The organism is Actinoplanes couchii, from assembly GCF_016862075.1.
Classification (GTDB): Bacteria; Actinomycetota; Actinomycetes; order Mycobacteriales; family Micromonosporaceae; genus Actinoplanes; species Actinoplanes couchii.
Genome location: NZ_BOMG01000014.1, coordinates 129,660 through 153,102, shown reverse-complemented (window position 1 = coordinate 153,102; position 23,443 = coordinate 129,660). Strand labels below are relative to the sequence as shown.

Genomic DNA, 23,443 nt, shown 5'->3' with positions numbered 1-23,443 from the left:
AAACATGCCCGAGAAGGCCGGGGAGAACGGGAAGGCCAGGGCGAACATGCCCAAGAAAGCCAGAGAGAGCGGGAAGGCCAGGGAGAACGGGAAGCCAGGGCGAACGGGAAGGCCAGGGCGAACATGCCGAGGAAGGCGAGGGAGAAGTCAGTCAACGATGGCCTCCGGCGCGAGGGCGAACAAGTCGCGCAGCTCGTTCGTGGAGAGGGCGCTGAGCCAGCCCTCGCCGGAGCCGACGACCCGTTCCGCCAGGACTCCCTTGTCGGTCAGGACCCGGTCGATGCGCTCCTCCAGGGTGCCGAGGCAGACCAGGGTGTGGACGTGCACGTCACGGCGCTGGCCGATGCGGAACGCCCGGTCGGAGGCCTGGGTCTCGGTGGCCGGGTTCCACCAGCGGTCGACGTGGACGACGTGGTTGGCGGCGGTCAGGTTGAGGCCGGTGCCGCCGGCTTTCAACGACAGCACGAAGATCCCGGGCCGGTCGGCCTGCTGGAACTCGGCGACCATCCGGTCCCGGGCGCCGCCGGGGGTGCCGCCGTGCAGGAACCGCACCGGCACCCCGAACCGGGCGGCCAGGTGCGGGGTGAGCATGCCGCCGAACCGGGCGAACTGGGTGAACACCAGCAGGCTCTCGCCGGCCCCGAGGGCGTGGTCGGTGATCTCCTCCAGGCGGTCGATCTTGCCGGACCGGCCGGGGAGCGGTGACGCGTCCTTCAGCAGCAGCGCCGGGTGCACACACGCCTGTTTGAGCTTGGTCATCGCCGCGAGCACCAGGCCCTTGCGGCGGGTCTCGCCCGGTTCAGCGAGTCGTTCCAGCAGGTCGTCGAGGACCGCCCGGTAGAGGCTGACCTGCTCGGTGGTCATCCCGCACAGGTGCCGGACGTGCCGTTTGGACGGCAGCTCGGCGGCGATGCCGTGGTCGGCCTTGGTCCGCCGCAGCAGGAACGGCCGGGTGGCCTGGCGCAGCCGGGCGGCCGCGTCCTCGTCGGCGTAGCGCTCGATCGGGACCGCGAACCGGGCCCGGAACGTGTGCGCCGACGCCAGCACGCCCGGGTTGACGAAGTCGAGGATCGACCAGAGCTCGGCCAGCCGATTCTCCACCGGGGTGCCGGTCAGCGCGATCCGGTTGCGGGCCGGGAAGCGGCGCACCGACCGGGCCGCGAGACCTCCGGCGTTCTTGATGTGCTGGGCCTCGTCGAGCACCACCCGGTCCCAGCTGATCGCGGCGAGGGCGTCGGCGTCGCGCACCGCGGTGGCGTACGTGGTCAGCACCAGGTCGGCGCCGTCGGCGAGCGCGGCCGGGTCGTCCCGCGCGGCGCCGTGCAGCACCCGCACGCGCAGCGACGGCGCGAACCGCTCGGCCTCACGCTGCCAGTTGCCCAGCACCGACAGGGGGCAGATCAGCAGCGCCGGGCCCTCCCGGTGGTGCAGCAGCAGGGTCAGCAGCTGCACCGTCTTGCCGAGCCCCATGTCGTCGGCGAGGCAGGCGCCCAGCCCCAGCGAGTCGAGGAACGCGAGCCAGGAGAAACCCCGGATCTGGTACGGCCGGAGCCGGCCCACGAGACCCTCGGGCGGGGGCAGGACCTCGAGCCGCTCGTCCAGCCTGCCGGTGAGCAGGTCGGCCAGCCAGCCCTCACCGCGGGCGTCGGTGACCGGCAGCGGCAGCTCCTCGGGCGGGAGCAGCCGGGTCACCCGCAGCGCGTCCCCGGCGGTCATCCGGCCGCCGCCGCGTTTCAGGAACGCCAGCCCGGCGGCGAGCCGCTCCGGGTCGAGGAACACCCAGCGCCCGCGCAGCCGGACCAGTGGCACCTTGGCCTGGGCCAGGTCGGCGAGGTCGTCCTCGGTCAGGGTGCGCCCGCCGAGTGCCAGGCCCCATTGGAAGTCGACGAGCTCCCGCAGCCCGACCGTCCGGTCCCGGAGCACGTGTGCGATCGGGTCACGCCCGCGCACCTCCAGCGACAGCCCGAGGCTGGGGCGGCGTCGCCACCAGGCCGGGAGCAGCACCCCGTAGCCCGCCTCCTCCAGCACGGCGGCGTGGCTGAGGAACCGGTGGGCGCCCTCGGTGTCGAGCAGCATCTGCCCGGGGTGGATCTGGTGCAGCGCCCCGTCGAGCTCGGGGTAGAGCCGGGCGGCGCGGCCCAGCCCGGCGAGCAGCCGCTCCTGGGGATGCGACGTCCACCGGCGCAGCGGCGCCGAGGCGTCGCGCCACACGTCGGCGGCGGGCACCAGGACGCTGGGCTCGTCGACCGCCTGCAGCAGGAACTCCAGCCGCCAGGTGTCCTCCGGCAGGGGCACCTCGCCGGGCAGCACCGGCTCGTGCTCGCGGGGGTCGCCGAGCCGGAAGCAGACCCGCACCTCGGCCCCGGCGGAGGCCTGCTCGAACCACGCGTCGAGCCGGCCGGCGAGGGTGTCGGCGAGCTCCGGGGCGGCCTCGAACTCGGGCTCGCCGCTGAGTGCGGCCAGCCAGCCGTAGCCCCCCAGGGTCACGCCGGTCTCGGCCAGTCTGGTCCGGACCAGGCCGTCCACCAGGCGCTCCAGGGCGGCACGCATGGTGTCGGCGGCCGGTTGCCGGTGGGCGGCGCGGCAGGCCGGTGGCATGTGGTCGAGCAGGGCGGCCTGCCGGACCGCGTCGGCGCCGGCGATCACCGGGCGCCACCGGGCCGCCGGGCGGGCCCCGTCGAGGCGGACGCCGGGCAGCACGCGGCCGCGCCGGACCAGGCTCGCCGCGAAGCCGCACAGCTCGACGATCCACCCGGCCGACGGGGCGACCCGGCCGTCGAACTCGGCCACCAGGTCGGCGTCGGCGAACGGCACGTCGACAGCCGGAACCCGCCAGGCCCGCGCCCGTGGCGCCCCGCGCCGGGGTGGCAGTCCCAGGTGGGGTGACGGCATCGGCCCGGAGCCGGTGGACGGCAGGGTGACGGCGACCTCGGACCAGGACTCCCCCGGCAGCAGCCGGTCGGCGGGGACCGCGAACGGGTGTGGCTGGGCCGCCGAGCCCCGCCCGGTCGCCCGGCCGGCGACGGCCGCGCCGTCCTCACCCCAGAGGCTGAGCCCGCCGGCCACGCCGACCAGCCCGTGCAGGACCCGGGTCTCGGATCGCACGGCCTCGGTGATGACGGGCTCGAACATGCCGCCGACTCTAGGCCGCCCCTCCGACACTTTCCGGCGCCCGGCGGTACGGCGCGGTCGTGACCGCTGTCACTCCAGGGTCCAGGTGATGTCCGGCGGCTTCACCCGGGCGCAACGGGGACCGCCGTCCGGGCCGGTCAGGCCGAGTCGCCCGACCAGGGTTCCGGCATCGGCGGCCGCGGCGCGCAGCACGTCGCCGGGGATGTCGCCGAACATCAGCTTGGCGCGGCGGAACCCGGCGAACTCCCCGGTGCCGGTCGAACCCCAGCTCAGGTAGAGGAATCGCGCGCCCGGCCGGCCGTGCACCCAGGGCCCGCCGACGTCGATCCAGCCGTCCACCTCCCGGGAGTCGACCTCGAACTCCCAGACGGCGCGATCGGCGTGCACCGGGATCCGGTCCACCACCTCCTTGCGGCGCTGCACCCCCACCTCGACATCGCCGAGCCGCCACTGTTCGCCCCGGGGCAGGTCGCCGCCCTCGATCCGGATCCGCATCCGCCGAGATTATCCGCGCCGGATCGTGGAACCCCCGATCCTGGAGAAGGCAGTCCGTGGAGCCCCCGGTCCCGGCGAAGAAGGAGGGTGTCGTGGCCGATGTCGAACACACCGTGGGGATGCTGCTGGGCGCCGAGGAGGATTGGCCGCGCGCGTACGAGGCGTTGCTGCGCCGGCTGGGGCTGGTGACCGGGGCGGACGGGCGCACCCATCGGACGCTGCCGGTCCGGATGACCGTCGAGCCGTTCAATCTGCGGGACCGGGCCCGGCACGGGCTGGTGATCGACCGGCTGTCGCACTGGTACTACCTGAAGAAGCTCGCGCTGATGGACGACGTGCATCTGCTGAACAGCCCGTTCACGCTGGAATCGATGGAGAAACACGCCGCCTGCTGTGTGCTGATGCGGTTGGGGCTGCGGATTCCGGAGACGGTTCTGGTGCCGGGGAAACCGCGGGACCGGTCGTTCGATCTGGACGCGGCGGCCGCGGCGATCGGTTATCCGCTGTGGGTCAAACCGTACGACGGCGGCTCCTGGTCCGGGGTCTCGAAAGTGCGCACGCCGGCCGAACTGCACGCGGCGCACGCGGCCTCCGGTGAACGGCTGATGCATCTGCAGGCGTCGGTGGAGGATTACGACGTGGTCGCCCGTGCCTTGACGATCGGGCCGGAGACGATGGTGATGCGTTTCCGCCCGGAACAGCCGGAGCACGCCCGCTACCAGGTGGAACACGATTTCCTGTCGGCGGCGGCCGGTGAGGAGGTGGTGACCGTCTCGCGGCTGGTGAACGCTTTCTTCCGGTGGGAGTTCAATTCGTGTGAATCGCTGGTCCGGGGCGACGACGTGTTCCCGATCGACCATGCGAACGCCTGCCCGGACGTGTCGTTGACGTCGTTGCACTACTACTTCCCGTGGGCGATGACGGCGCTGTTGCGGTGGACGGTCTTCTGTCTGGTGACCGGGCGCCGGGGCCGCCTCGACATGGATCCGTCGGCGTATTTCGCGATCGCCGACGACCCGGACCGGTCGTACGCGGAGAAACTGCGCGACTACCGGAGGCTGGCGGACGGGTACTTCGAGATCGAGAAGTACCGGGAGTTCTGCGCGAAGGAACTGAAGAACGCGGACGCCATCGTGTACGACTGGGTCTGCTCGGAGGAGTTCCGTTCGCTGTTGCGCGAGACGGTCCGGGCGCGGTACCCGGTCCACGAGCACGAGAAGTTCCTGGCCCACTTCGGTGGCCTGATCGACGCGTGGGTCAGCGACCAGAGCCGTTGACGCGTTGACACGGTCGCAATCAATATGTGTGCATGCATCTATGGGAGCGCTCCCGAATGATCGCCGTCGTCGCGGCGCTGCTGATGGCCACCGCCGCCGTCCCGGCGTACGCCAATCAGGAAGTTGAACAGGTCGTCAACGGTGGTTTCGACAGCGGCACCGAGCCGTTCTGGGCCAATGCGGGCATGACCATCGGGCTGACCGACGGCCGAGCCTGCGCCGACGTCCCCGGCGGCACCGTCAACCGCTGGGACGCCGCGATCGGGCAGAACGACATCGACCTGGTCGCCGGCGAGACCTACCGGTTCGGTTTCGACGCGAGCGGTGACGCCGGCCACGTGGTCCGGGCCATCACCGGCCTCGCCGTCAGCCCCTACGACACCTATTTCGAGCAGTCGCCCGTCCTCGGCGGCTGGCAGCACTACGAGTGGACCTTCACCGCCACCACCACGACCGGTCAGGGACAGGTCGCCTTCCAGGTCGGCGGCAGCCCCGATCCCTGGCGCTTCTGTGTCGACAACGTCTCGCTGGTGGGCGGCGTCCCGCCGGAGGTCTACGAGCCCGACACCGGTCCGCGGGTACGGGTGAACCAGGTCGCGTACCTACCCACCGGCCCGAAGGTCGCGACCCTGGTCACCTCCGCGACGACTCCCGTCCGGTGGACCCTGAACGACAGGTCGGGTAAGTCTGTTTCCGCGGGTCGCAGCGTCCCGCGCGGGATCGACCCCTCGTCCGGGCAGAACGTGCACACCATCGATTTCGGGAGTGTCCGCAAAGCTGCCAGTGGCCTGACCCTCAGCGCCGACGGCGAGACGTCCCGGCCGTTCGACATCAGCGGCCGGGCGTACCGGAAATTGCGCAGTGATTCCTTGAAGTTCTATTACACCCAGCGCAGCGGCATCCCGATCCGGGACGACCTGCGGCCCGGATATGCCCGCCCGGCCGGTCACGTGGACGTGGCCCCGAACCAGGGCGACGGCGCGGTGCCCTGCCAGCCCGGCGTCTGCGACTACACCCTGGACGTGCGCGGCGGCTGGTACGACGCCGGCGACCACGGCAAGTACGTGGTGAACGGCGGCATCTCGGTGTGGGAACTGCTCGCCGAGTACGAGCACAACCGAGGTTCCCGCAAGCTGAACCTGGCCCTCCCGGAGAGTGGGAACCGGGTGCCGGACATCCTCGACGAGGCCCGCTGGGAACTGGAGTTCCTGCTCAGCATGCAGGCACCGTCCGGCCTGGTGCATCACAAGATCCACGACCGGGCCTGGACCGGGCTGCCGCTGCTGCCGCACCTCGACCCGCAGCCGCGGGAGCTGCACCCGGTCTCCACCGCGGCCACCCTCAACGTCGCCGCCACCGCGGCACAGGCGGCACGGCTCTATACGCCGTACGACGCGACGTTCGCGCGACGGGCGCTGGCCGCGGCACGCACCGCCTACGACGCGGCCAAGGCCAATCCCGCGCTGTACGCCCCGGAATCCGACGGTGTGGGCGGTGGCGCCTACAACGATGCCAAGGTCACCGACGACTTCTACTGGGCCGCGGCCGAGCTCTATCTGACCACCGGGGACCGTAGGTACGCTGCCGACCTGCTCGCTTCACCCGAGCACACCGCTGACGTGTTCGGGCCGGTCGCGTTCGACTGGGCCACCACCGCCGTACCGGCGAAGATCGATCTGGCTCTGGTCCCGAACCGGCTGCCGGGGCTGTCCGCGGTGCGGAAGCAGGTGATCGCGGGGGCCGACAAGTACCTCGCCATCCAGCGGGAACACCCCTACGGCGTGGCCTACGCCCAGCCGAACGGGTCCTGGGACTGGGGGTCGAGCAGCATCGTCGCCAACAACCTGGTGGTGATCGCCGCGGGGCACCGTCTCACCGGAAAGGCCGCATACCGGGACGGGCTGATCAGTGGGCTGGACTGGCTGTTCGGGCGGAACGCGCTGAACATCTCCTACGTCACCGGGTACGGCGAGGTCGCGGCGCAGAACCAGCACAGCCGGTGGTACGCCGCTCAGCTCGATCCCTCGCTGCCGCATCCTCCGGCGGGCACCCTGGCCGGAGGACCCAACTCGTCCATCCAGGATCCGGTGGCGCAGAGCCTGCTCCAAGGATGTGTGGGGCAGTTCTGCTACATCGACGACATCGGGTCCTGGTCCACCAACGAGCTGACGATCAACTGGAACGCGGCTCTGGCTCATCTGATCGGGTACGTCGCCGAGCTGGAGTGATCCGGCTTTTGTCCTCGACTGTCATGGGACGCCTCCCGGGCTCAGGTTCTCGCCCGGTCCGGGAGGGGCCTCATGGCCGGTACGAGTGGGTGTTCACGTCGGACGGCAAACCGAAGAGGGCGGCCAGGCCGACGATCCGCAGCTGGCGGTGCACGAACTCGCTCGGGTTGCGCAGCACCAGCCTGGTGCCCTGCTCGCGGGCCGACTCGTGGCCGGCCACCAGCAGGGCGATGCCGATCGAGTCCATGAACGTGACGAACATCAGGTCCACGATCATCAGGCGTGGGCGGTCGGCGTGCAGGGTGTCCCGCAGTGCCGTGCGCAAGCCGTCGACGGTCGAGGCGTCGAGACTGCCACGCACGTCGACCACCGTGGTGCCGTCGGCCCGTCGACGTGTCGTCATCACGGCATCGCTCATCATGCGCCCTCCACCGATCCCCCGGTAATGCCCTCAGCAGGCTCCCGCGCCGTACCGGAGGAGGGCCGCACAACCCGTACGCCGTTCATTCCAACGGTGTATGTCGATGTGGGGTGGGCGGCCCGGAAGGGGGCGTGACGGCGGCATGATCAGGCGGCGCGCGGTGACGGACCGCTACCTCGGGGCGGGCGCGGTCACGCTGAGTCCCGCCCCCTCCGGGCCGGGGCTACTTGCCGGCGGTGCCTCGGGCTGCCAGGTCGGCGGCTCGTCTGCGGTCGGCGGCTTTGCGGGCCGCCACGTCGGCTCCCCGTTTGCCGTTGGCCGGGGTGTGGCCGGCGGGCGAATGGGTGCCGGCGGCGGCAGTGGGGCGGCGGCGGGACTGGGCCGGCTTCGCTCCCGGCTTCGGGGTCGTGGTGGGGATCGGGGCCGCCGACGGGCGGGACTCCGGGGTGGCGGTCGTGGTCGCGAGAGGGGTGGGCTCGGGAGACGGGTAACGGCGGTGGATCCACCACTGCTGGGCCAGGGTGACCAGGTTCGTGGTGGTCCAGTAGATGATCACGCCGAGCGGGAAGATCAGGCCGGAGAAGAGGAGGGACGCCGGGATGCCGTAGAGCATCAGCCGCTGGATCGTGCGCTGCTGCGGGTTGTCCGACCAGCCGGTCTTCAGGATCGACATGCGGCTCGTCAGGTATGTCGTGATCACCATGGCGGCGATCAGGACGCCCACGACCAGCTTCACCGTGGTGCCGTCGGCGCCCAGGGTCGCCAGCTCGGCGCTGCTGGAGTGGAAACCGGCGGCGATCGGTGCGGTCAGGAACTTGGCGAACGAGGCGTCGGCGAACTGGGTCTCGGTCCAGCCGTACAGGGTCCGGCCGTTGGTGATCGACGGCTTCAGGTGGCGCAGCACGTGCAGCAGACCGATGAAGATCGGAAGCTGGAGCAGCATCGGCAGGAAGGCGCCGAACGGGCTGACCTTCTCCCGGCGGAACAGGGCGGACTGCTCCGCCTGCATCGCCATGATGTCGCCCTTGTGCTTGGCCTGCAGTTCCCGCAGCTGGGGCTGGAGGCGTTGCATGGCCTGCTGCGAGCGCACCTGGCGCAGGAAGAGCGGGAAGATCGCGGCGCGGACGGTCAGCACCAGGAAGACGATGCCGAGCACCCACGCCCAGTCGGTGCCGAGACCGTGCGGGTCGCCGAGGACGCGGTCCCACAGGCCGTGCCAGAAGAGCAGAAGGGCCGAGATGCCGTGATAGACGAGGGACATGAGGTCGCTGAACATGACGAGAGAACCCCCAGGGGCTGCTGAAGACCGATGAACCCGGCGGGACGGCCGGGATCATGGATGGACAGTCGTCAGCGGCCGCCCCGGAGCGGGCAGCAGAGGATGCGGAGAGACGAAGGAATGCCCGCTCAGGCGACCGCGAGGGGGCCCGTCGGACCTCGGGGGCGGGTCCGCCCCGGCGCGTCGGGATCGCGGTGGCGGGGCACCCCGGTGCGCACGGCCCGGCTGCGCAGCGCGCTCACGCCGGCCCGGAAGCCGCCGCCCTCGACCGGGCGGACCAGGGGCATCCGGGCGAACATCGCGATCAGCAGGACACCGACCAGGGCCCCGGCCCCACCGGCAAGCTCCGACGACCCGGTCTCGGCAAGGATGCCGGCCAGCCGCGAGAGAGCGTCCCACCATTTCACGGCGCCACCGTAACACCACCGGCCCACCCCGGCCCACGCCGAAGCCCACCCGCAACCGAAAGGCCACCAGCGGTGAGAGACGCATCGGCCCGGCGGTCGCCGGGCGGTCTGTGGGGGTGGGGACCACGCGTGTCGGGGCGGTTGGGGTGGGGGCTGCGCCGCCGGTGGGGAGTGTGAGGGGTAGGCGTATCAGCGGAAGTGGATTTTCAGGTTGCTCGGTGGCGTCCTACGTGGATGTCCTCGGGGTGAGGGGCCTCGTCGGGGTACTGGGCGGGGGCCGCTGAGGTCGGGGCGGCCGCGGCCCGTTCGGTCCATGGGGAGACGGTGGGGGGCCGGCGCATGGACGGGGCCACCTCTGCCAGCGGGACATAGACCCGGGCGTCCACCGATTCGGCCAGCAGCAGGGCCGCCACCAGGGCGGTGGGGCGTTCGTCAGGGTTCCGGGCCAGGCAGCGGGACACCAGGTCCAGGACCTCCGGCGGCAGGTCGTCCAACGCCGGGAGTGGCTCCGGGTCGGCGAAGCGCTGGGCCATCACCAGCTCGGTGTGGCTCCGGGCCGTCCACGGGAGACGGCCGGACAGGCAATGGTAGAGGAGGGTGCCCAGGGCGAACATGTCCGACGCGGGAGTCGCGGGGAGGCCGTCGAAACGCTCGGGGGCGATGTATGCGGGGGTGCCCATCACCGGGCCCTCGGGGTCCGGGTCGGGGGAACCGATCATGGCGGCGATGCCGAAGTCCAGGACCTTAGCCCCGGCCGGGGTGAGCATCACGTTGGCCGGCTTGATGTCGCGGTGCACCACGTTCTCGGCGTGGGCCGCGGCCAGCGCGGCGGCCACCTCGGCGCAGACCCGGACGCCGATGCGCCAGTCCAGGCGGCCGGCGGCCAGGTGCTCGCTCAGGGTCTGGCCCTCGACCAGCTCCATGACGATGTAGGGCACCTCGGTCCCGGGACCGGGTGAGGTGCCGAAGTCGTGCACGCCGGCGACGTTCGGATGCGCGAGCCTGGCGGCGGAGCGCGCCTCGGCCCGGACCAGGTCCACGCCGGGGATCCCGAGGGAACCCTCCACGCCCGGATCCATGATCTTGACGGCCACCGGCCGGTCGAGGACGTGGTCGTGCCCGCGCCACACCTCCGACATCCCGCCGAGCCCGATGCGATCCATCAACCTGTAACGCCCGCCCAGTGTCCGCATCGGTCCCCCCTCAGTTACCGGAGTTCAGTTACCCAACCTATCCGGACACAAACGCACACCCGGATCGAATGAGTGCGGCCACAATTTCTTGCCGGGTTCACATCGCTGTTATCGAGGGATGTCCCAGCGCTATTTGGGAACGCTCCCGAAAACAATTTTCAGGGCATGCCGACGGCCTCACCGAATAGCAACAGTGGTGACTCTGCGTACAACACGGGATGATCCCAGCCCGAACCGGACAGATGCTCACGGGCAGTGATGACGGGGCCGTTCCTCGTGGGTCGGACCCCGCCACCGACGGTGCGGCCGGATGTCGCCGGCACCTGACGTCACCGCACGACGGTAGGCCATCCCCCGGGAGGCGGCCGGAACCGCCCCCAGCAGGGGTGATCGCGCTCTCAACGGTTCACGGAGCGCGACCGGAGCCGATCGAAAGCGCGGCGGGTCAGAAGAGTTCGGTCCGCAGGTCGTGGGCGCCGTCCGCGCGGGTCGCCTCGTAGTACAGCCGCTGCCGGCCGCCGGGCAGCGCGACCAGGCTGAGGTACCGCAGGCCGTGCGGCTCGTGCGGGCTGCCGACCGGCTCCCGGGACTCGGCCGTGAGCGGCCCGAACGTGCCGTCCGGCAGGCGGGTGCCGGTGGCGACGCCGGTGCGCTCCTCCCAGTTCTCGCCGGCCGTGGCGCGCCCGTCGTAGGCGGCGGTGATCCGGTCGCCGTCGACCACCACCGAGGAGACCCGCACGCCCCGGGCGTCCCACTCCCCCGGCCGCCCGGCCAGCGCGGTCCGCACCCAGGTCCACTGCACGCCGTCGGGGCTGATGGCGTACTCGGTGGTCATCCGGTCGGCGTCGTCCCAGGACTCGAGGGGGTGCACCGACGCCCACAGGTGCCAGCCGTGCCCGTCGTGGTGCAGCACCGGGTCCTTCACCCCGGACTCGGCGGAGCCGGCCAGGACGGTCCGGGCCGGCGCGTCGGCCAGGCCCTCCGGGGTGTCGGCCTCGAGCAGGTCGACCCGCCAGTGCTTGGTGCCGGGGGTGGCGGCGCTGACGTACAGCCGCCACCGGCCCTCGGGGGTGCGGACCAGGGCAGGCCGCTCCAGCGACTCGGCGCCGAACCGTTCCTTGCCGATCTCCGCGACCACGGTGAATCCGATGCCGTCGGCCGAGCGGGCCACCACGTTGGCGATGCCCCGGCCGGCGCCGAGCGGCAGCCGCAGGCGGTAGGCGAGGTAGACGTGGCCGTCGGCGTGCACCGAGCTGGGCGCGCCGGACCAGGCTCCCGGTTCGGTGCCGGGCGGTTCGACGACCACGGTGGAGGCGTCCCATCCGGGCAGGGGCAGGGCGGTGGTTCCGATGCTCAAGGCGGCTCTCCCAAGTAGGTGGTTCACCGGGTGGTGGCGTGCCGGTCCAGGCTCAGCCAGTCGTCGTAGTTCTCGCCCGTCACGTCCCGGAGCAGGGCGATGTCGTCGGCGAAGTACGGCAGCAGCGCGGCTCGTTCCTCCGGGGTGGTGACCGGGCGGTTGCCCCGCTTGCGGTGCAGCAGGGTGAGCAGCGGGCCCCGGGCAGCGAGGCGCAACGGCACCGGGAAGTGGTGCCCGAACTCGCCGCCGGCCCGCAACAGGCCACGCAACACGCGGTTCACACCGTTGTCCTCGACGTAGTGACGGTTCACGTTCTCCCTCGGGATGGAGGTGAGCACACCCGTCCGCACACCGAGGAAGGAGCAGACCCGGTCCAGCGTCTCAGCCGGGTTGTCCTTGAGGTCGCGGTAGCGTAGCAGAAGTACCTGTTCGGGCGAGAAGCGCTGGTAAAGGTGCTGGAGCTGCTGTCCGTAAAGGCCCAGTCCGATGTAGTGCCAGAAGTCGGCCCACTGTGCGGCCCGGCGGGACTCCTCGGCCCGGCAGGCGGTGCGGAAGTCCGCCTCCGCCTCCAGACCGGCCACCCACAGGTGGGTCCAGTTGGAGTGGGCCCGGTCGACCGGGTCGCGGAGCAGGATGATCAACTTCACGTCCGGGATCAACGCTTTGATCCGGTTGTGGGAGGCCAGGTCGTAGAGATAGAACGGGGTGGCCTCGCCCTTGAGGGCGCCGGCCGGGGCCGGGTCGAAGAGCTTCTCGTAGTCGGCGCGCCGCCACACGTGCTCCTGGTAGGTCTGCACGTCGCCGGGGCCGCCGACGGCCGGGGGCGGGCCGTCGGAGAGGAAGAACTTCGGCTCCTTGACCCGGGACAGGTACAGGTCGGGGTGGCCGGTCAGCGCGGCGTGCAGGGCCGTGGTGCCGGCCTTGGGCACGCCCGCTATCAGGAAGTCGGGAAGTGACATGTGGCGTAGCCTACCAATTCAGTAGGATTTAGCCACCGGAAAGATCCGCAGATGCCCGTTCCGGCACCGGCGGGCAGGGAAAAAGAGAGTTCCGGCCGGTCACCGGCTCAGCGAAGTCGACCGGCGCGGACGAGCGTTGATCAACCGAATCGGCAGCCCGCGGAGGATCGACGCGTCCCCCGTTCAGCCGAGGACCCGCAGGTGGTCAGCGGCGGGCCAGCAGGCGCCGCCACCACGGCACGGCCGGCCGGTAGCGCGGGCACACCCTGGGGTCACAAAGGGCACAATCCGTCCCGGATCGGTAGTGCTCGTGCGCCCGATAAGCGTGGCCGCACACACAGAGTCCGGATTGAGTCGTCATCGTCTCACCAACGGCGGACGGCCGCGGAGGCTACGGGTGCCGGGCTGCCTGTTCCCATGCGAACCACGGTAGCCAGCGGAAACGCTCACGCCCAGCTATCAGGCGCCTACACCCCTGTACGGATGGTTACACGAAGAGTGAACAGCCGAGATCGGAACGTGAGGCCGATCTTGTCCCGATTTGCGGTGATCAACTCACCTATTTTGCATTTGCCGCAGACGCTCCGTATCAGTCCTACCGTGCGACCATTTCCGATTACGCACCGTAGTAATCGTAACCTTGGTCTCCGCTCTACACCTGATAGAACTGCGCTGACGGCACCGAACCCCCATCTGTGATCTGAACCTTTCTCGTGGCCTGTTGACGCTACGTAATCCCTTGCTAGGTTGAATTCCTTAAGCGAGCGGCTGTGCGGTCCCCCGGAGGGAAATCGCGCAACGAAGTCGCATTGCCGCCCCCCGGAAGGGACCGACATGGAGCTTTCGCACTTGAACACGAACACCGACAGTCACCGCCCGCAATCACCGACCGTAAGCGTCGTGATTCCCACGCTCAATGAGGAGCGGAACCTGCCGCACGTGTTCGCGAAGCTCCCGGCGATGATCACCGAGGTGATCGTCGTCGATGGCGGTTCGAAGGACCGGACCGTCGAGGTGGCCCGCCAGCTGCGCCCGGACGCGAAGATCGTGCAGCAGACCCGTAAGGGCAAGGGCAACGCCCTCGCGGTCGGCTTCGGCGCCTGCACCGGCGACATCATCGTGATGATCGACGCCGACGGCTCGACCGACCCGGGCGAGATCCCGCTGTTCGTGCAGAAGCTGATCGACGGCGACCACTTCGTGAAGGGCTCCCGGTTCAACCACGGCGGCCACAGCCACGACATCACCAAGCTGCGCAAGCTCGGCAACGACGGTCTCAACCTGGTCGTGAACGTGCTGTTCAAGACCAACTTCACCGACCTGTGCTACGGCTACAACGCCTTCTGGCGCGACGTGGTGCCGGCCCTGGACCTGCCGGACGTCGGCCTGCCGCAGCCGTCCGACGGCAGCAAGCTCTGGGGCGACGGTTTCGAGATCGAGACCATGATCAACATTCGCGCGGTCGCCGAGAAGCTCAACGTCGGCGAGGTCGGCAGCACCGAGCACGAGCGCATCCACGGCGAGAGCAACCTGAACACCTTCCGTGACGGCTTCCGCGTGCTCCGCACGATCTTCAGCGAGTACGGCCGGATGCGCCACCGCCGCGGCGCCGGTCTGCCCCCGTTCTCCCAGGGCCTGAAGGTCACGCCCGCCCCGCGGGTCACCCCGCCGCCGATGACCGTCCCGGTCGCCAACCCGGTCGCCACCCGCCACGCCGCGGACCCGCGCCGGGAGTCCGGGCACCTGAACCGGAACGCCGGCGCCCGCCGCTCCGAGGACCTCAACCAGATCCACGGCCGGCTCGACGACCTCGGCGCCCAGCCCACCCAGGACCTGAGCTCCGCCCGGGCCCGTGCCTTCGACGACCTCGGCAGCCGGCAGACCCAGGACATCAACGCCCTGCGCCGCAGCGCGCTCGACGACTGACCCGCCGCAGCCCTGATCGAGCGCTGAAAGCCCACAGGAGCACCCCCCTCGTGAACACCACCCCTCCTCTCGCCACGACGATCGTCATTCCGACCTACTCCGAGGTGCGCTGGGACTACCTGACCCGGACCCTGGCGTCCGCGCGGGCCCAGTCGCACCAGCCCGACGAGATCGTCGTCGTGGTCGACCACAACCCGGCGATGTACGAGCGGATCCAGCGCGAGCTGCCCGGCGTCACCGTGCTGCAGAACGCCTACGCCCAGGGCGTCTCCGGCAACCGCAACACCGGCGCCTTCCACGCGGGGACGCCGCTGATCGCGTTCCTGGACGACGACATCATCGCCGACCAGCACTGGCTGGCCCGGCAGATCGAGCCGTTCACCGACCCCACCGTGGTCGGCACCGGCGGCGCCATCCAGCCCGCCTGGGAGGGCCCGGCCCCGCGCTGGATGCCCGGCGAGTTCCTCTGGGCGGTCGGCGGCTCCTACACCGGGATGCCCACCGAGACCGCGCCCATCCGCAACGTGTGGTCGGCCAACATGATCGTCCGCAAGGAGGTCTTCGAGGCCGCCGGCGGCTTCCGGGTCGGCTTCGGCAAGCTCGGCTCCCGCAACCGGCCCGAGGACACCGATCTCTGCCTGCGCATGAGCCAGGTCGGCGGTGGCCGCTGGATGTACGTGCCGAGCGCCGTCATCCAGCACGAGGTGCCGATGGAGCGGGCCAGCTTCTCCTTCTTCGTGCGCCGCTGTTACGCGGAGGGCCGCGGCAAGGTGCAGATGGCCGGCCTGCACGAGAACGACGCGCTCGGCGCCGAGCGCAACTACCTGTGGGCGCTGCCCAAGGCGATGGTCAAGTACCTGGGCGCCGGCCTGACCGGCAAGGGCTCGGACAACTTCCTGCGTTCCGGCGGTGTGGTCGCCGGTGTCGCGGCCGCCGGTGTCGGTGGCGTCGTCGAGACCGTCAGCTCGAAGCGGCAGGGCCGCAAGACCGATGAAGCCGAGGTGGCCCGATGACCGCCGTCGTTCCCCCGCGCCTGGACGAGGAGAGCAACGTACTGCCCGCCGTCGTCCTGGACCTGGAGATCTCCGAGGCGCTGCCGTCGGTCGGTGCGGTGGCGCCCGACGGCCGCCGGGTCCAGCAGGCGTGGGCGCTGGTGCGGCTGTTCACCGAGCCGCTCGGCACGATCCTGGTGGACGTGCCGGAGCGGGGCCTGACCCCGGCCGAGCTGGCCGCGGCGATCGACGCCGAGCTGGGCGACGTGGTCCGGCCCCGGCTGGACGGCGCCCCGGTGCCGTCGACGGGTCTCGTCCCGGCGACCGAGCCCGCGTTCCTGGCGGGCCGGCGCGCGGCGCTGGCCTCCGCACCGGACATCACCGTGGTGGTCTGCACCCGGGAGCGGCCCGGCGCACTGGCCCGCTGCCTGGACAGCCTGCTCACCCAGGTCTACCCGGCGGCCCGGATCCTGGTCGTGGACAACGCGCCGGTGACCGACGCGACCGCCGAGGTGGCCCGGTCGGCGGCCCGCCGCGGCCCGGTGGAGTACATCACCGAGCCCAAGCCCGGCCTGTCGTTCGCCCGGAACATGGCGGAGCGGGCCACCCGGGGCGAGATCGTCGCGTGGATCGACGACGACGAACTGGCCGACCGGTACTGGCTGGCCGAGGTGGCCCGTGCCCTGGTCGAGAACCCGGACGCCGACGTGGTCTCCGGCGTGATCGTCCCGGCCGAGCTGGAGACCCGGGCGCAGATCTGGTTCGAGCAGTTCGGCGGGCACAGCAAGGGCCGCGGGTTCCGCCCGGACCGGTTCGGGCCGGAGACCGCGGACCGGCAGAGCCCGCTCTACCCGCTGCCGCCGTTCGGCACCGGAGCCAACATGACCTTCCGGCCCGGTGTGATCGCGCGGGTCGGTGGCTGGGACAATGCTCTGGGCGCCGGCACCCCGGCGATGGGCTCGGAGGACACTCTCGCCTTCACCAAGGTGCTGCTGGCCGGCGGGACGATCGTCTACCAGCCGACCGCGGTCACCCACCACTACCACCGGCGGGACTTCGAGGGGCTGCACAAGCAGATGGTGGGGTACGGGACGGGGCTGACCGCGGCGTACACCAGCCTGGTCCTGGGCCGGCCCGGTCTGCTCTTCGCCCTGATCAAGCTGGCGCCGACCGCGCTGCGTGATCTGACCGGCGCGGACAGCCTGCGGGTGTCGACCCTGCAGGATGATTTCCCACGTGAGCTCCTCACGGCCAACCGGCGGGGGATGATTGCCGGACCGGGCGCCTACCTCAAGGGCCGGCGCGCCGCCCGGGCGAAACTCCGGGGTACCCGCTAAACCGATCAACGCGGCGTAGCGTCCGCCGCCCCCGCACCCGGCCGCCGGGGGCGGGGGCGGCGGGCGCATCGTCATCCAGTGTGTGGAGGGCTCTTTTCATGGGGGACCAGCCGACGTCCGACGGAAAACGGACGCCGGGGGCGCAATCCGACGAGACCATCGTCATTCCTCCCACCCCGAAGCCGGACGCCGACGCCACCCAGGTGATCCGGCCGCCGAGCGCGCCCGCTCCGGTGAAGAAGAAGGACGCGGACGACACCGTGGTGATCCGCGCCACCCCGCCCGCCAAGAAGAAACGCGCGGTCGGCGACGACACGGTGATCATCCGGCTGCCGGGCTCCCCGGCGAAGACCGCGGGCACGAAGACCGGCGGGATCAAGAAGAAGACCGTCGGCGACGACACCGTCATCATCCGGCTGCCGAGCGGCCCCACCAAGACCGGCGCGCTGACCACGGTGCGCAAGCAGGCCGGCGACGACACGGTCATCATCCGGCTGCCGCAGGCGCCGGCGAAGAAGCAGGTGGCCGGCCGCGCGGTCGTCGACAAGAAGGTCGACGAGACGGTCATCATCCGGCTCCCGGCCGAGAAACCGGAGCCCGCCAAACCCGCCGACCTGGGCTGGGCGCCGTGGGTGCTGGCCGTCTCCAGCCTCGGTGTGGTGCTGGTCGCCCTCGCCTACGCCGGGGGACGGCACGAGACCGCGTGGGCGATGACCGCGTACTGGATCGGCCAGATCATCGTCTTCTCCCCCGTGGTGTTCCGGCTGCTCAGCCGGCTGGCCGGGGTCGCCGAGTCGTTCGTGCTGGTGATGGGGCTGGCGACGAACCAGTACATGCTGAAGTGGATGTACAGCCCGGACCAGTTCCGGTTCCCCGACGAGCTGCAGCACTGGCTGGCCACCACCCTGATCACCGAGTCCGGCGAGCTGTTCCGGCAGAACAACGCGCTGCCCCCGGCCGTGCACTTCCCCGGCCTGGCCGAGATGGGCGCCGGGTTGTCGCTGCTCACCGGCCTGCCGGTGACCGCGGCCGGCACCATCGTGGCGGGCGTCGCCCACCTGATCTTCGTGGGCTGGCTGTTCGCGGCGGTGCTGCGCGCCAGCAACTCGCCCGCGATGGCCGGCGTGGCCTGCGTGACCTACGCGACCGCGATGCACTACCTCTTCTTCAATTCGATGTTCCTGTACGCCACCGCGGCCCTGCCGTTCTTCATGCTCACCGTGTGGGCGCACCGGCGGTGGCGCGCGGGCGGCGGCCGACGGTTCCTGTCGCTGGCCGTGATCGGCATCGCGATGACCACGGTCAGCCACCACGTGACCGCGTTCGCCCTGGTCGCGACGCTGCTGCTGCTCTCGCTGACCGAGGTGGCGCTGGAGAAGCCGCGGCCGTGGCACTCGCTGATCGTGCCGGGTGTCGCGCTGGCGATCGTCTGCTCGTGGATCGGGTTCGTCGCCACCGACGTCATCTCCTACCTGGAGGCGCCGGTCCAGCGGCTGGCCGCCTCGCTGAACCAGATCCTCGGCGGCGCGCCGAGCGGCGGGGACGACGGCGGCGCCAGCAAACCGGTGCCACTGGTCCAGCTGGCCGTGCAGGGGCTGGGCATTCTCGGTCTGCTGGTGCTGTTCCTGGCGGTGGCGCGGGACATGATCCTGCGCAAGGACCGGGACACCTGGCGCTGGGCGGCCCTGGTCGGCGGCGCGGTGTTCTTCGCCGGCAACGGCGCCCGGTTCCTCGGCCAGAACGGCCCGGAGATCGCTGGCCGGCTCTCCACCTTCACCTACGTCCCGATGTCGATCATCGCGGCGATCGCGATCGTGCACGCCGTGCAGATCATCCCGGCCAAGGACGAGAACGGCCGGCGCTGGCTGTCGGTGCCACCACCGGGGGTCGCGGTCACCACCGGGCGGCGGCTGGCCGGGCAGGTGTACATCGGCACCACGCTGATCACGCTGCTGATGGTCGGCGCCCGGACCGGCGGCTGGCCACCGGTGTCGGCGCTGCTGCCCGGGCCGTACATGCCGGCCGCCTACGAACGGTCGGTGGACGCCTACGGGGTGGACGCGTCGTTCTGGCAGCAACGGAACCTGCCGCAGGAGGTCCGGGTCGGCGGGGACATCACGGCGGTGGCGCTCTCCTCGACGTACGGCCGCACCGACCCGGTCCGGGAGGTCGGCGAGCTGTACTACGCCACCGAGTGGACCGCCACCGAGCAGGAGATCGTCCGGAGCCTGGCGATCAACTACCTGGTGGTCGACCACCGGCTCGGTGACCTGCTGCCGATGGACAACGCGTACTTCCAGAGCGACCCGATGGCCGGGAAGATCACCGAGCCGCTCAGCGACGCCCAGCTCGGCAAGTTCGACACGGTGGATACGATCTCCCGGCTCTACGACAACGGAACCGTCCGGATCTACCAGATGGGGGACCTGTGAACCCGGTACGCGCCGGAGTCCTCGCCGGTCTGACCGTCGTGACGGCGCTGGCCGTCGCATTCGCCCCGATCTGGATCGCGGTGCCGTTCGGGCTGCTGCTGGCGTTCGTGCTGCCGGGGCTGGCGCTGACCGAGGCGGTCATCCGCCCCGGCCGGCGGGACCTCGGTGTGGTCGAGCGGATCGTGCTCGTACCGTCGCTGAGTCTGGCCGTCCTGGTCCTGGGTGGTCTGGCCCTGTGGAGCATCGGCGGCAACCTGAACCGGACCAGCTGGATGCTGGTGTGCGCGGTGACCACGCTGGCCGGGGTGGGGGTGGCGTTCTACCGGGCGCAGAACATCGTGCCGGTGCTGACCGGCGGGCCGGCCGAGGAGCCCCGGGAGAAGTACCGGTTCACCCAGGAGCGCCTGGTCAAGGACGTGCTGCCGCTGACTCTGGCGGTGCTGCTGCTCGGGGTGGCCGGGGTGTGGTCGTTCGCGGACAGTGTGAACACCTACGACGTGCGGGTGACCAGCCTGTCCGCGGAGGCGCCGGGCCCGGTGGACGCCGAGGGCAACCGGGTCGTGCAGGTCACCGCGGACGGCCTGGAGGTGGCGTCCGGGCCGTACCGGATGGTGCTCGTCGGCACCACCGGTCAGCAGTTGAGCAAGCACGACATCGCGCCGGACACCGACGGTGACTGGACCGGGCGGATCACCGTTCCGAGCGACCAGAGGGTAACCGTGAACCTCTTCCGCGGTGCCGAGACCGAGCCGTTCCGTACGCTGATCATCGCCGCTGTCCCGTAGGTCCCGGCCGGAAACAGGAGTCATGTCAGACGTTTCAGGGCGCGCCCGTCTCTGGTTCGCCGCCGGCGGGGTGGCCGTGCTCGCCCTCGGCATCGCCATCGCCATCACGGTGAACCCGGCCGATGATGATCATCCGGTGGCAAAGGCCAGCGCCAGTGCCAGCGCCCTCCCGAGCGCAAATGTCACAACAAATCCGGCCAATCCGAACGCTCACGCCCGGTCCGCGCGGCAACAGATCGCCCAACCGAGGGAATCGGGCAGCTGGCCGGGCAACTACGGCCTCTCCGGCGTCAACGGCTTCCCGGTGCTCAACTCCGCCTCGGTCAAGGAGTTCTGCACCCTCCGCGGACGCGCCTGCAACATCGCGCAGACCTACACCGACCGCACCGACTACGACACGATGACCCGCAACTCCGGCTGGGTGTTCGAGTACTTCGCCGACTTCGACGGTGTCCTGGTGATCTCCCAGGCCCTGGTCCCGGACAAGGGCGAGGCCCTGATGGCGGCGTGCGCGAACGGCGACTACGACCAGAACTGGCGCGACTTCGGCGCCCTGATGGTCACCCACGGCCGGGGCGATTCGATCGTGCGGCTGGGCTGGGAGATGAACGAGTCGTCGATGGCCTGGCGCGGGCTGGACACCGAGGACTACATCGGCTGTTACCGCAAGGCGGCCACCGCGCTGCGCTCGGCGAACCCGCAGGTCGTGCTGGACTGGACGATCAACGCGCACAACACGCCGAAGGATCTGTGCGGCGGGCTGAGCACCAACTGCTATCCGGGTGACGAGTACGTCGACATCATCGGCATCGACAACTACGACCATCACCCGTGGTCGCCGACGAAGGCCGATTTCGATCGTACGGCCGCCGCTCCTGAGGGGTTGACCTGGTTCTTCGACTTCGCCCGGTCGCACGGCAAGCTGTTCTCGGTCGGCGAGTGGGGGATCATGCCGACCGGGGACGCCGGTAGGGACAACCCGGCGTTCATCGGCTGGATGCACGAGTGGTTCGCCGGGCATGCCGAGTTCCTGGCGTACGAGGCCTACTTCCAGCGCTGCGACGGCACGTTCTCGCAGTCGTCGATCCTGCGGCCGAACGACCCGGACTGCCTGCCGAACACCGGGTCGTCCGACGCTTACAAGAACCTGTTCACCCGCTGAACCGGGCGGTGCGCGCCATCGCCCGGTAGGCGGCCGTGGACCCGTCGTTCGTGTCGAACCGCCAGTGTTCCGGGTACGACGGGTGGGTGTCGGTGTCGAACCACACCACCCCGCCGATCGCCGGTCGCTCGGCGACGTACCCGGACAGCTTGGTGATCCAGTCGGCCTTGCTGGTGCCGCCGTGGTCCTTGGAGCCGACCTCGGTGAGCATCAGCGGTTTGCGGTCCGAGTACAGGTGGTAGATCGGGTCGAAGAGCACGTCCGGCGACTCGTTGTTCAGGTTGTAGCCGGAGACGCCCACCCAGTCGACGTACCTGTCGCCCGGGTAGTAGGCGTCGATGGTGTCCCAGCTCTCCTTGGTGCTGGAGTTCCAGTTCGGGCTCCACACCCAGGACACCTGGTCGGCGCCCTGCTTGTCGAAGATCTTGCGCAGGTGCCGGAACGCCTTGACGTACCCGGCCGAGTTCTTGCCGTTCTGCGCGCCGCCCCACTCGAACCAGCGGCCGTTCATCTCCCAGGCCCAGCGCAGCAGGACCGGGCGGTCGAACTGCTTGAGCCGGCGGGCGGCCGCGGCGATCAGGTCGTCGTCGGAGCCGTTGAGGATCCGGTCGTACTTGGTGCCGCGCCAGGAGACCATCGGGACCGACTTCTTCGGCATGCCCTCGATCGACGTGGGCAGCCGGTCCGTCCAGGCGTAGAACTCCTGCGTGATGGCCTGGTCCCGGCCCAGCTGCTTGCGGCGGTACTTGACCGCCTCCGGGTAGGTCATCCCGTCCAGTGCCAGGTAGGAGCCGAGCATCGCCTTGCCGGCCACGAACGGGACCGAACCGCCGAGCGTCTCCGGATCCTCGGCCGCGGCGAACGGCGTGGGCGTCGGCGCCGGCGCGGACGGGGTCGCGGCCACGTGGATGCCGCCGGACGACGGCCCGGACGGTGCGGCCGCCTTCCAGATCCCGAACCCACCGCCGGCCACTGCCGCACCGAGCCCGGCCAGTCCGAGCACCCCGCGGCGGCTGATCCCGCCCCGGTTCCGGTGGTGCCCGGCGGTCACGTCAGGTTCCGGCCGGCCTTGCGCGCCAGCTTGCGGACCATCCGCCAGCCGGGCTGCGCGTACTGCTTGAGCTGCGCGGACAACACCGGCCCGCCCTCGATCAGGGCGACCAGGTCGGCGCCGGTGTGGTCCGGGGTGGGCTGGAACCGGGGCACCGCGAACCGGCGCTCGGACGGGGTGTGCACCCGGCGGCCGACCTCGGTGGCGTTGTCGTGCCCGGACTGCTCGACGACCCGGCGGACCAGGTCGCTGTTGTAGCCGTGCGGGTACGCGAACGAGCGCACCTTGCGCTGCAGCCGCTGCTCGAGGCGGTCGTGGCTGCTGACCACCTCCTCGCGCAGCTGGGCGGCGGTGAGCACGTCGAGCGGGTGGTGGATCAGGCTGTGGTTGCCGATCTCGACACCCGAGGCGGCCACCTCGTCCAGGTCCTCCCAGGTCATCATCGGGCCGAAGTCGTCGGCCCACTCACCCAGCCAGCCGGCACGGCCGCCGAGGTGACCGACCGACGCGTACAGGGTGGCGCCGGCGCCGGCCTTGCGCAGCGCGGGCACGCCCTGGGTGAGGAAGTCGCGGTAGCCGTCGTCGAACGTGACCGCCACCATCTTCTCGGCGCTGCCCCGCTCCAGCAGGTCGAGCGCCTCGGTGAGGCCGACCAGGCGGTAACCGGCGCCGGACAGCGCGGCCAGCTGCTCGGCCAGGCGCTCCGGTGGAACGGCGAGATCTCGCAGGGGACCGCCGACCGAGGAGACCGAGTGGTACATCAGCGCCGGCAGCGTGGACCAGGTCAACGCGTGAACCCCCTTCAAACATCTACGGCCCGGAACCATAGCAACCCGGACTGTGTCCGGACCTCGTACGTTCGACCGGAACTCTGGCCAATTCACACTACGGGGAGTAACGTGCGGAGCCATCCGAGCCGCCTGCCAGCGCAAATATCGTCACTTTACAACTACCCAGAGTGACATCTGAACCTTTATCACACTGGCGACGTATCGGAGGACGACACCGAA

18 protein-coding genes are annotated in these 23,443 nt (G+C 70.6%); 8 read left to right on the top strand and 10 right to left on the bottom strand.

The annotated features are described in order from the left end of the window. Nucleotides 1–147: 147 nt before the first annotated feature. Together Aco03nite_RS03990 and Aco03nite_RS03985 are read right to left on the bottom strand one after the other, a co-directional pair. On the bottom strand, nt 148–3,132 hold the full coding sequence (locus tag Aco03nite_RS03990) for a DEAD/DEAH box helicase (RefSeq protein ID WP_203793196.1): 2,985 nt from the start codon (nt 3,130–3,132) through the stop codon (nt 148–150). Nucleotides 3,133–3,201: 69 nt separating this feature from the next. Beyond that, the gene (locus Aco03nite_RS03985) at nt 3,202–3,627 is read right to left on the bottom strand and encodes a DUF5990 family protein (protein WP_203793195.1); all 426 of its coding nucleotides are present in this window, start codon (nt 3,625–3,627) and stop codon (nt 3,202–3,204) included. Nucleotides 3,628–3,719: 92 nt separating this feature from the next. Here Aco03nite_RS03985 and Aco03nite_RS03980 point away from each other — a divergent pair, with 92 nt between their 5' ends. Both Aco03nite_RS03980 and Aco03nite_RS03975 read left to right on the top strand, forming a co-directional pair. Next, nucleotides 3,720–4,904: an ATP-grasp domain-containing protein gene (locus Aco03nite_RS03980; protein ID WP_203793194.1), complete on the top strand. Its 1,185-nt coding sequence runs from the start codon at nt 3,720–3,722 to the stop codon at nt 4,902–4,904. A gap of 32 nt (nt 4,905–4,936) precedes the next feature. Then, nucleotides 4,937–7,132, top strand: coding sequence for a glycoside hydrolase family 9 protein (locus tag Aco03nite_RS03975; protein ID WP_203793193.1), 2,196 nt, complete (start codon nt 4,937–4,939; stop codon nt 7,130–7,132). A 70-nt stretch (nt 7,133–7,202) separates the two neighbouring features. Here the strand turns inward: Aco03nite_RS03975 and Aco03nite_RS03970 are convergent, their stop codons facing one another. From Aco03nite_RS03970 to Aco03nite_RS03945, 6 genes are all read right to left on the bottom strand, one after another. Then, nucleotides 7,203–7,535: an STAS domain-containing protein gene (locus Aco03nite_RS03970; protein ID WP_239144891.1), complete on the bottom strand. Its 333-nt coding sequence runs from the start codon at nt 7,533–7,535 to the stop codon at nt 7,203–7,205. Nucleotides 7,536–7,776: 241 nt separating this feature from the next. Then, entirely contained in the window at nt 7,777–8,829 is a 1,053-nt protein-coding gene (yidC, locus tag Aco03nite_RS03965) for a membrane protein insertase YidC (RefSeq protein ID WP_239144890.1), read from the bottom strand. A gap of 131 nt (nt 8,830–8,960) precedes the next feature. Further along, on the bottom strand, nt 8,961–9,239 hold the full coding sequence (locus tag Aco03nite_RS03960; protein ID WP_203793192.1) for a DUF6412 domain-containing protein: 279 nt from the start codon (nt 9,237–9,239) through the stop codon (nt 8,961–8,963). Between the two features lie 206 nt (nt 9,240–9,445). Beyond that, on the bottom strand, nt 9,446–10,432 hold the full coding sequence (locus tag Aco03nite_RS03955; RefSeq protein WP_203793191.1) for a serine/threonine-protein kinase: 987 nt from the start codon (nt 10,430–10,432) through the stop codon (nt 9,446–9,448). A 445-nt stretch (nt 10,433–10,877) separates the two neighbouring features. Beyond that, a complete protein-coding gene (locus tag Aco03nite_RS03950) occupies nt 10,878–11,789 on the bottom strand; it encodes a hypothetical protein (RefSeq protein ID WP_203793190.1) in 912 nt (303 codons plus the stop codon). Nucleotides 11,790–11,812: 23 nt separating this feature from the next. Next, the gene (locus Aco03nite_RS03945) at nt 11,813–12,748 is read right to left on the bottom strand and encodes a sulfotransferase family protein (protein ID WP_203793189.1); all 936 of its coding nucleotides are present in this window, start codon (nt 12,746–12,748) and stop codon (nt 11,813–11,815) included. A 900-nt stretch (nt 12,749–13,648) separates the two neighbouring features. Here Aco03nite_RS03945 and Aco03nite_RS03940 point away from each other — a divergent pair. From Aco03nite_RS03940 to Aco03nite_RS03915, 6 genes are all read left to right on the top strand, one after another. Further along, nucleotides 13,649–14,674: a glycosyltransferase family 2 protein gene (locus Aco03nite_RS03940; protein WP_239144889.1), complete on the top strand. Its 1,026-nt coding sequence runs from the start codon at nt 13,649–13,651 to the stop codon at nt 14,672–14,674. Between the two features lie 50 nt (nt 14,675–14,724). Continuing rightward, nucleotides 14,725–15,687, top strand: a complete 963-nt coding sequence (locus tag Aco03nite_RS03935) for a glycosyltransferase family 2 protein (RefSeq protein ID WP_203793187.1) — start codon at nt 14,725–14,727, stop codon at nt 15,685–15,687. Then, nucleotides 15,684–17,003, top strand: a complete 1,320-nt coding sequence (locus tag Aco03nite_RS03930) for a glycosyltransferase family 2 protein (RefSeq protein WP_203793186.1) — start codon at nt 15,684–15,686, stop codon at nt 17,001–17,003. Before Aco03nite_RS03935 ends, Aco03nite_RS03930 begins: the two co-directional genes overlap by 4 nt. 98 nt (nt 17,004–17,101) lie before the next feature. Continuing rightward, entirely contained in the window at nt 17,102–19,435 is a 2,334-nt protein-coding gene (locus tag Aco03nite_RS03925) for a hypothetical protein (protein WP_203793185.1), read from the top strand. After that, nucleotides 19,432–20,220 carry a DUF1616 domain-containing protein gene (locus tag Aco03nite_RS03920; protein ID WP_203793184.1) on the top strand — a complete coding sequence of 263 codons (789 nt, stop codon included), beginning with the start codon at nt 19,432–19,434 and terminating at the stop codon, nt 20,218–20,220. Before Aco03nite_RS03925 ends, Aco03nite_RS03920 begins: the two co-directional genes overlap by 4 nt. 22 nt (nt 20,221–20,242) lie before the next feature. After that, the gene (locus tag Aco03nite_RS03915; RefSeq protein WP_203793183.1) at nt 20,243–21,382 is read left to right on the top strand and encodes a glycoside hydrolase family 26 protein; all 1,140 of its coding nucleotides are present in this window, start codon (nt 20,243–20,245) and stop codon (nt 21,380–21,382) included. On the opposite strand, the gene Aco03nite_RS03910 is transcribed toward Aco03nite_RS03915, so the two are convergent. Together Aco03nite_RS03910 and Aco03nite_RS03905 are read right to left on the bottom strand one after the other, a co-directional pair. Then, a complete protein-coding gene (locus Aco03nite_RS03910; protein WP_203793182.1) occupies nt 21,372–22,433 on the bottom strand; it encodes a glycoside hydrolase family 26 protein in 1,062 nt (353 codons plus the stop codon). The genes Aco03nite_RS03915 and Aco03nite_RS03910 overlap by 11 nt on opposite strands. Further along, nucleotides 22,430–23,221, bottom strand: a complete 792-nt coding sequence (locus Aco03nite_RS03905; RefSeq protein ID WP_203793181.1) for a polysaccharide deacetylase family protein — start codon at nt 23,219–23,221, stop codon at nt 22,430–22,432. Before Aco03nite_RS03905 ends, Aco03nite_RS03910 begins: the two co-directional genes overlap by 4 nt. Nucleotides 23,222–23,443 lie beyond the last annotated feature (222 nt).

Coding starts and splice junctions, on each gene's coding strand:
- yidC (WP_239144890.1), bottom strand. CDS start 8,829: ATGTTCAGCGACCTCATGTCCCTCGTCTATCACGGCATCTCGGCCCTT.
- Aco03nite_RS03945 (WP_203793189.1), bottom strand. CDS start 12,748: ATGTCACTTCCCGACTTCCTGATAGCGGGCGTGCCCAAGGCCGGCACC.
- Aco03nite_RS03990 (WP_203793196.1), bottom strand. CDS start 3,132: ATGTTCGAGCCCGTCATCACCGAGGCCGTGCGATCCGAGACCCGGGTC.
- Aco03nite_RS03915 (WP_203793183.1), top strand. CDS start 20,243: ATGTCAGACGTTTCAGGGCGCGCCCGTCTCTGGTTCGCCGCCGGCGGG.
- Aco03nite_RS03985 (WP_203793195.1), bottom strand. CDS start 3,627: ATGCGGATCCGGATCGAGGGCGGCGACCTGCCCCGGGGCGAACAGTGG.
- Aco03nite_RS03955 (WP_203793191.1), bottom strand. CDS start 10,432: ATGCGGACACTGGGCGGGCGTTACAGGTTGATGGATCGCATCGGGCTC.
- Aco03nite_RS03975 (WP_203793193.1), top strand. CDS start 4,937: ATGCATCTATGGGAGCGCTCCCGAATGATCGCCGTCGTCGCGGCGCTG.
- Aco03nite_RS03925 (WP_203793185.1), top strand. CDS start 17,102: ATGGGGGACCAGCCGACGTCCGACGGAAAACGGACGCCGGGGGCGCAA.
- Aco03nite_RS03970 (WP_239144891.1), bottom strand. CDS start 7,535: ATGACGACACGTCGACGGGCCGACGGCACCACGGTGGTCGACGTGCGT.
- Aco03nite_RS03930 (WP_203793186.1), top strand. CDS start 15,684: ATGACCGCCGTCGTTCCCCCGCGCCTGGACGAGGAGAGCAACGTACTG.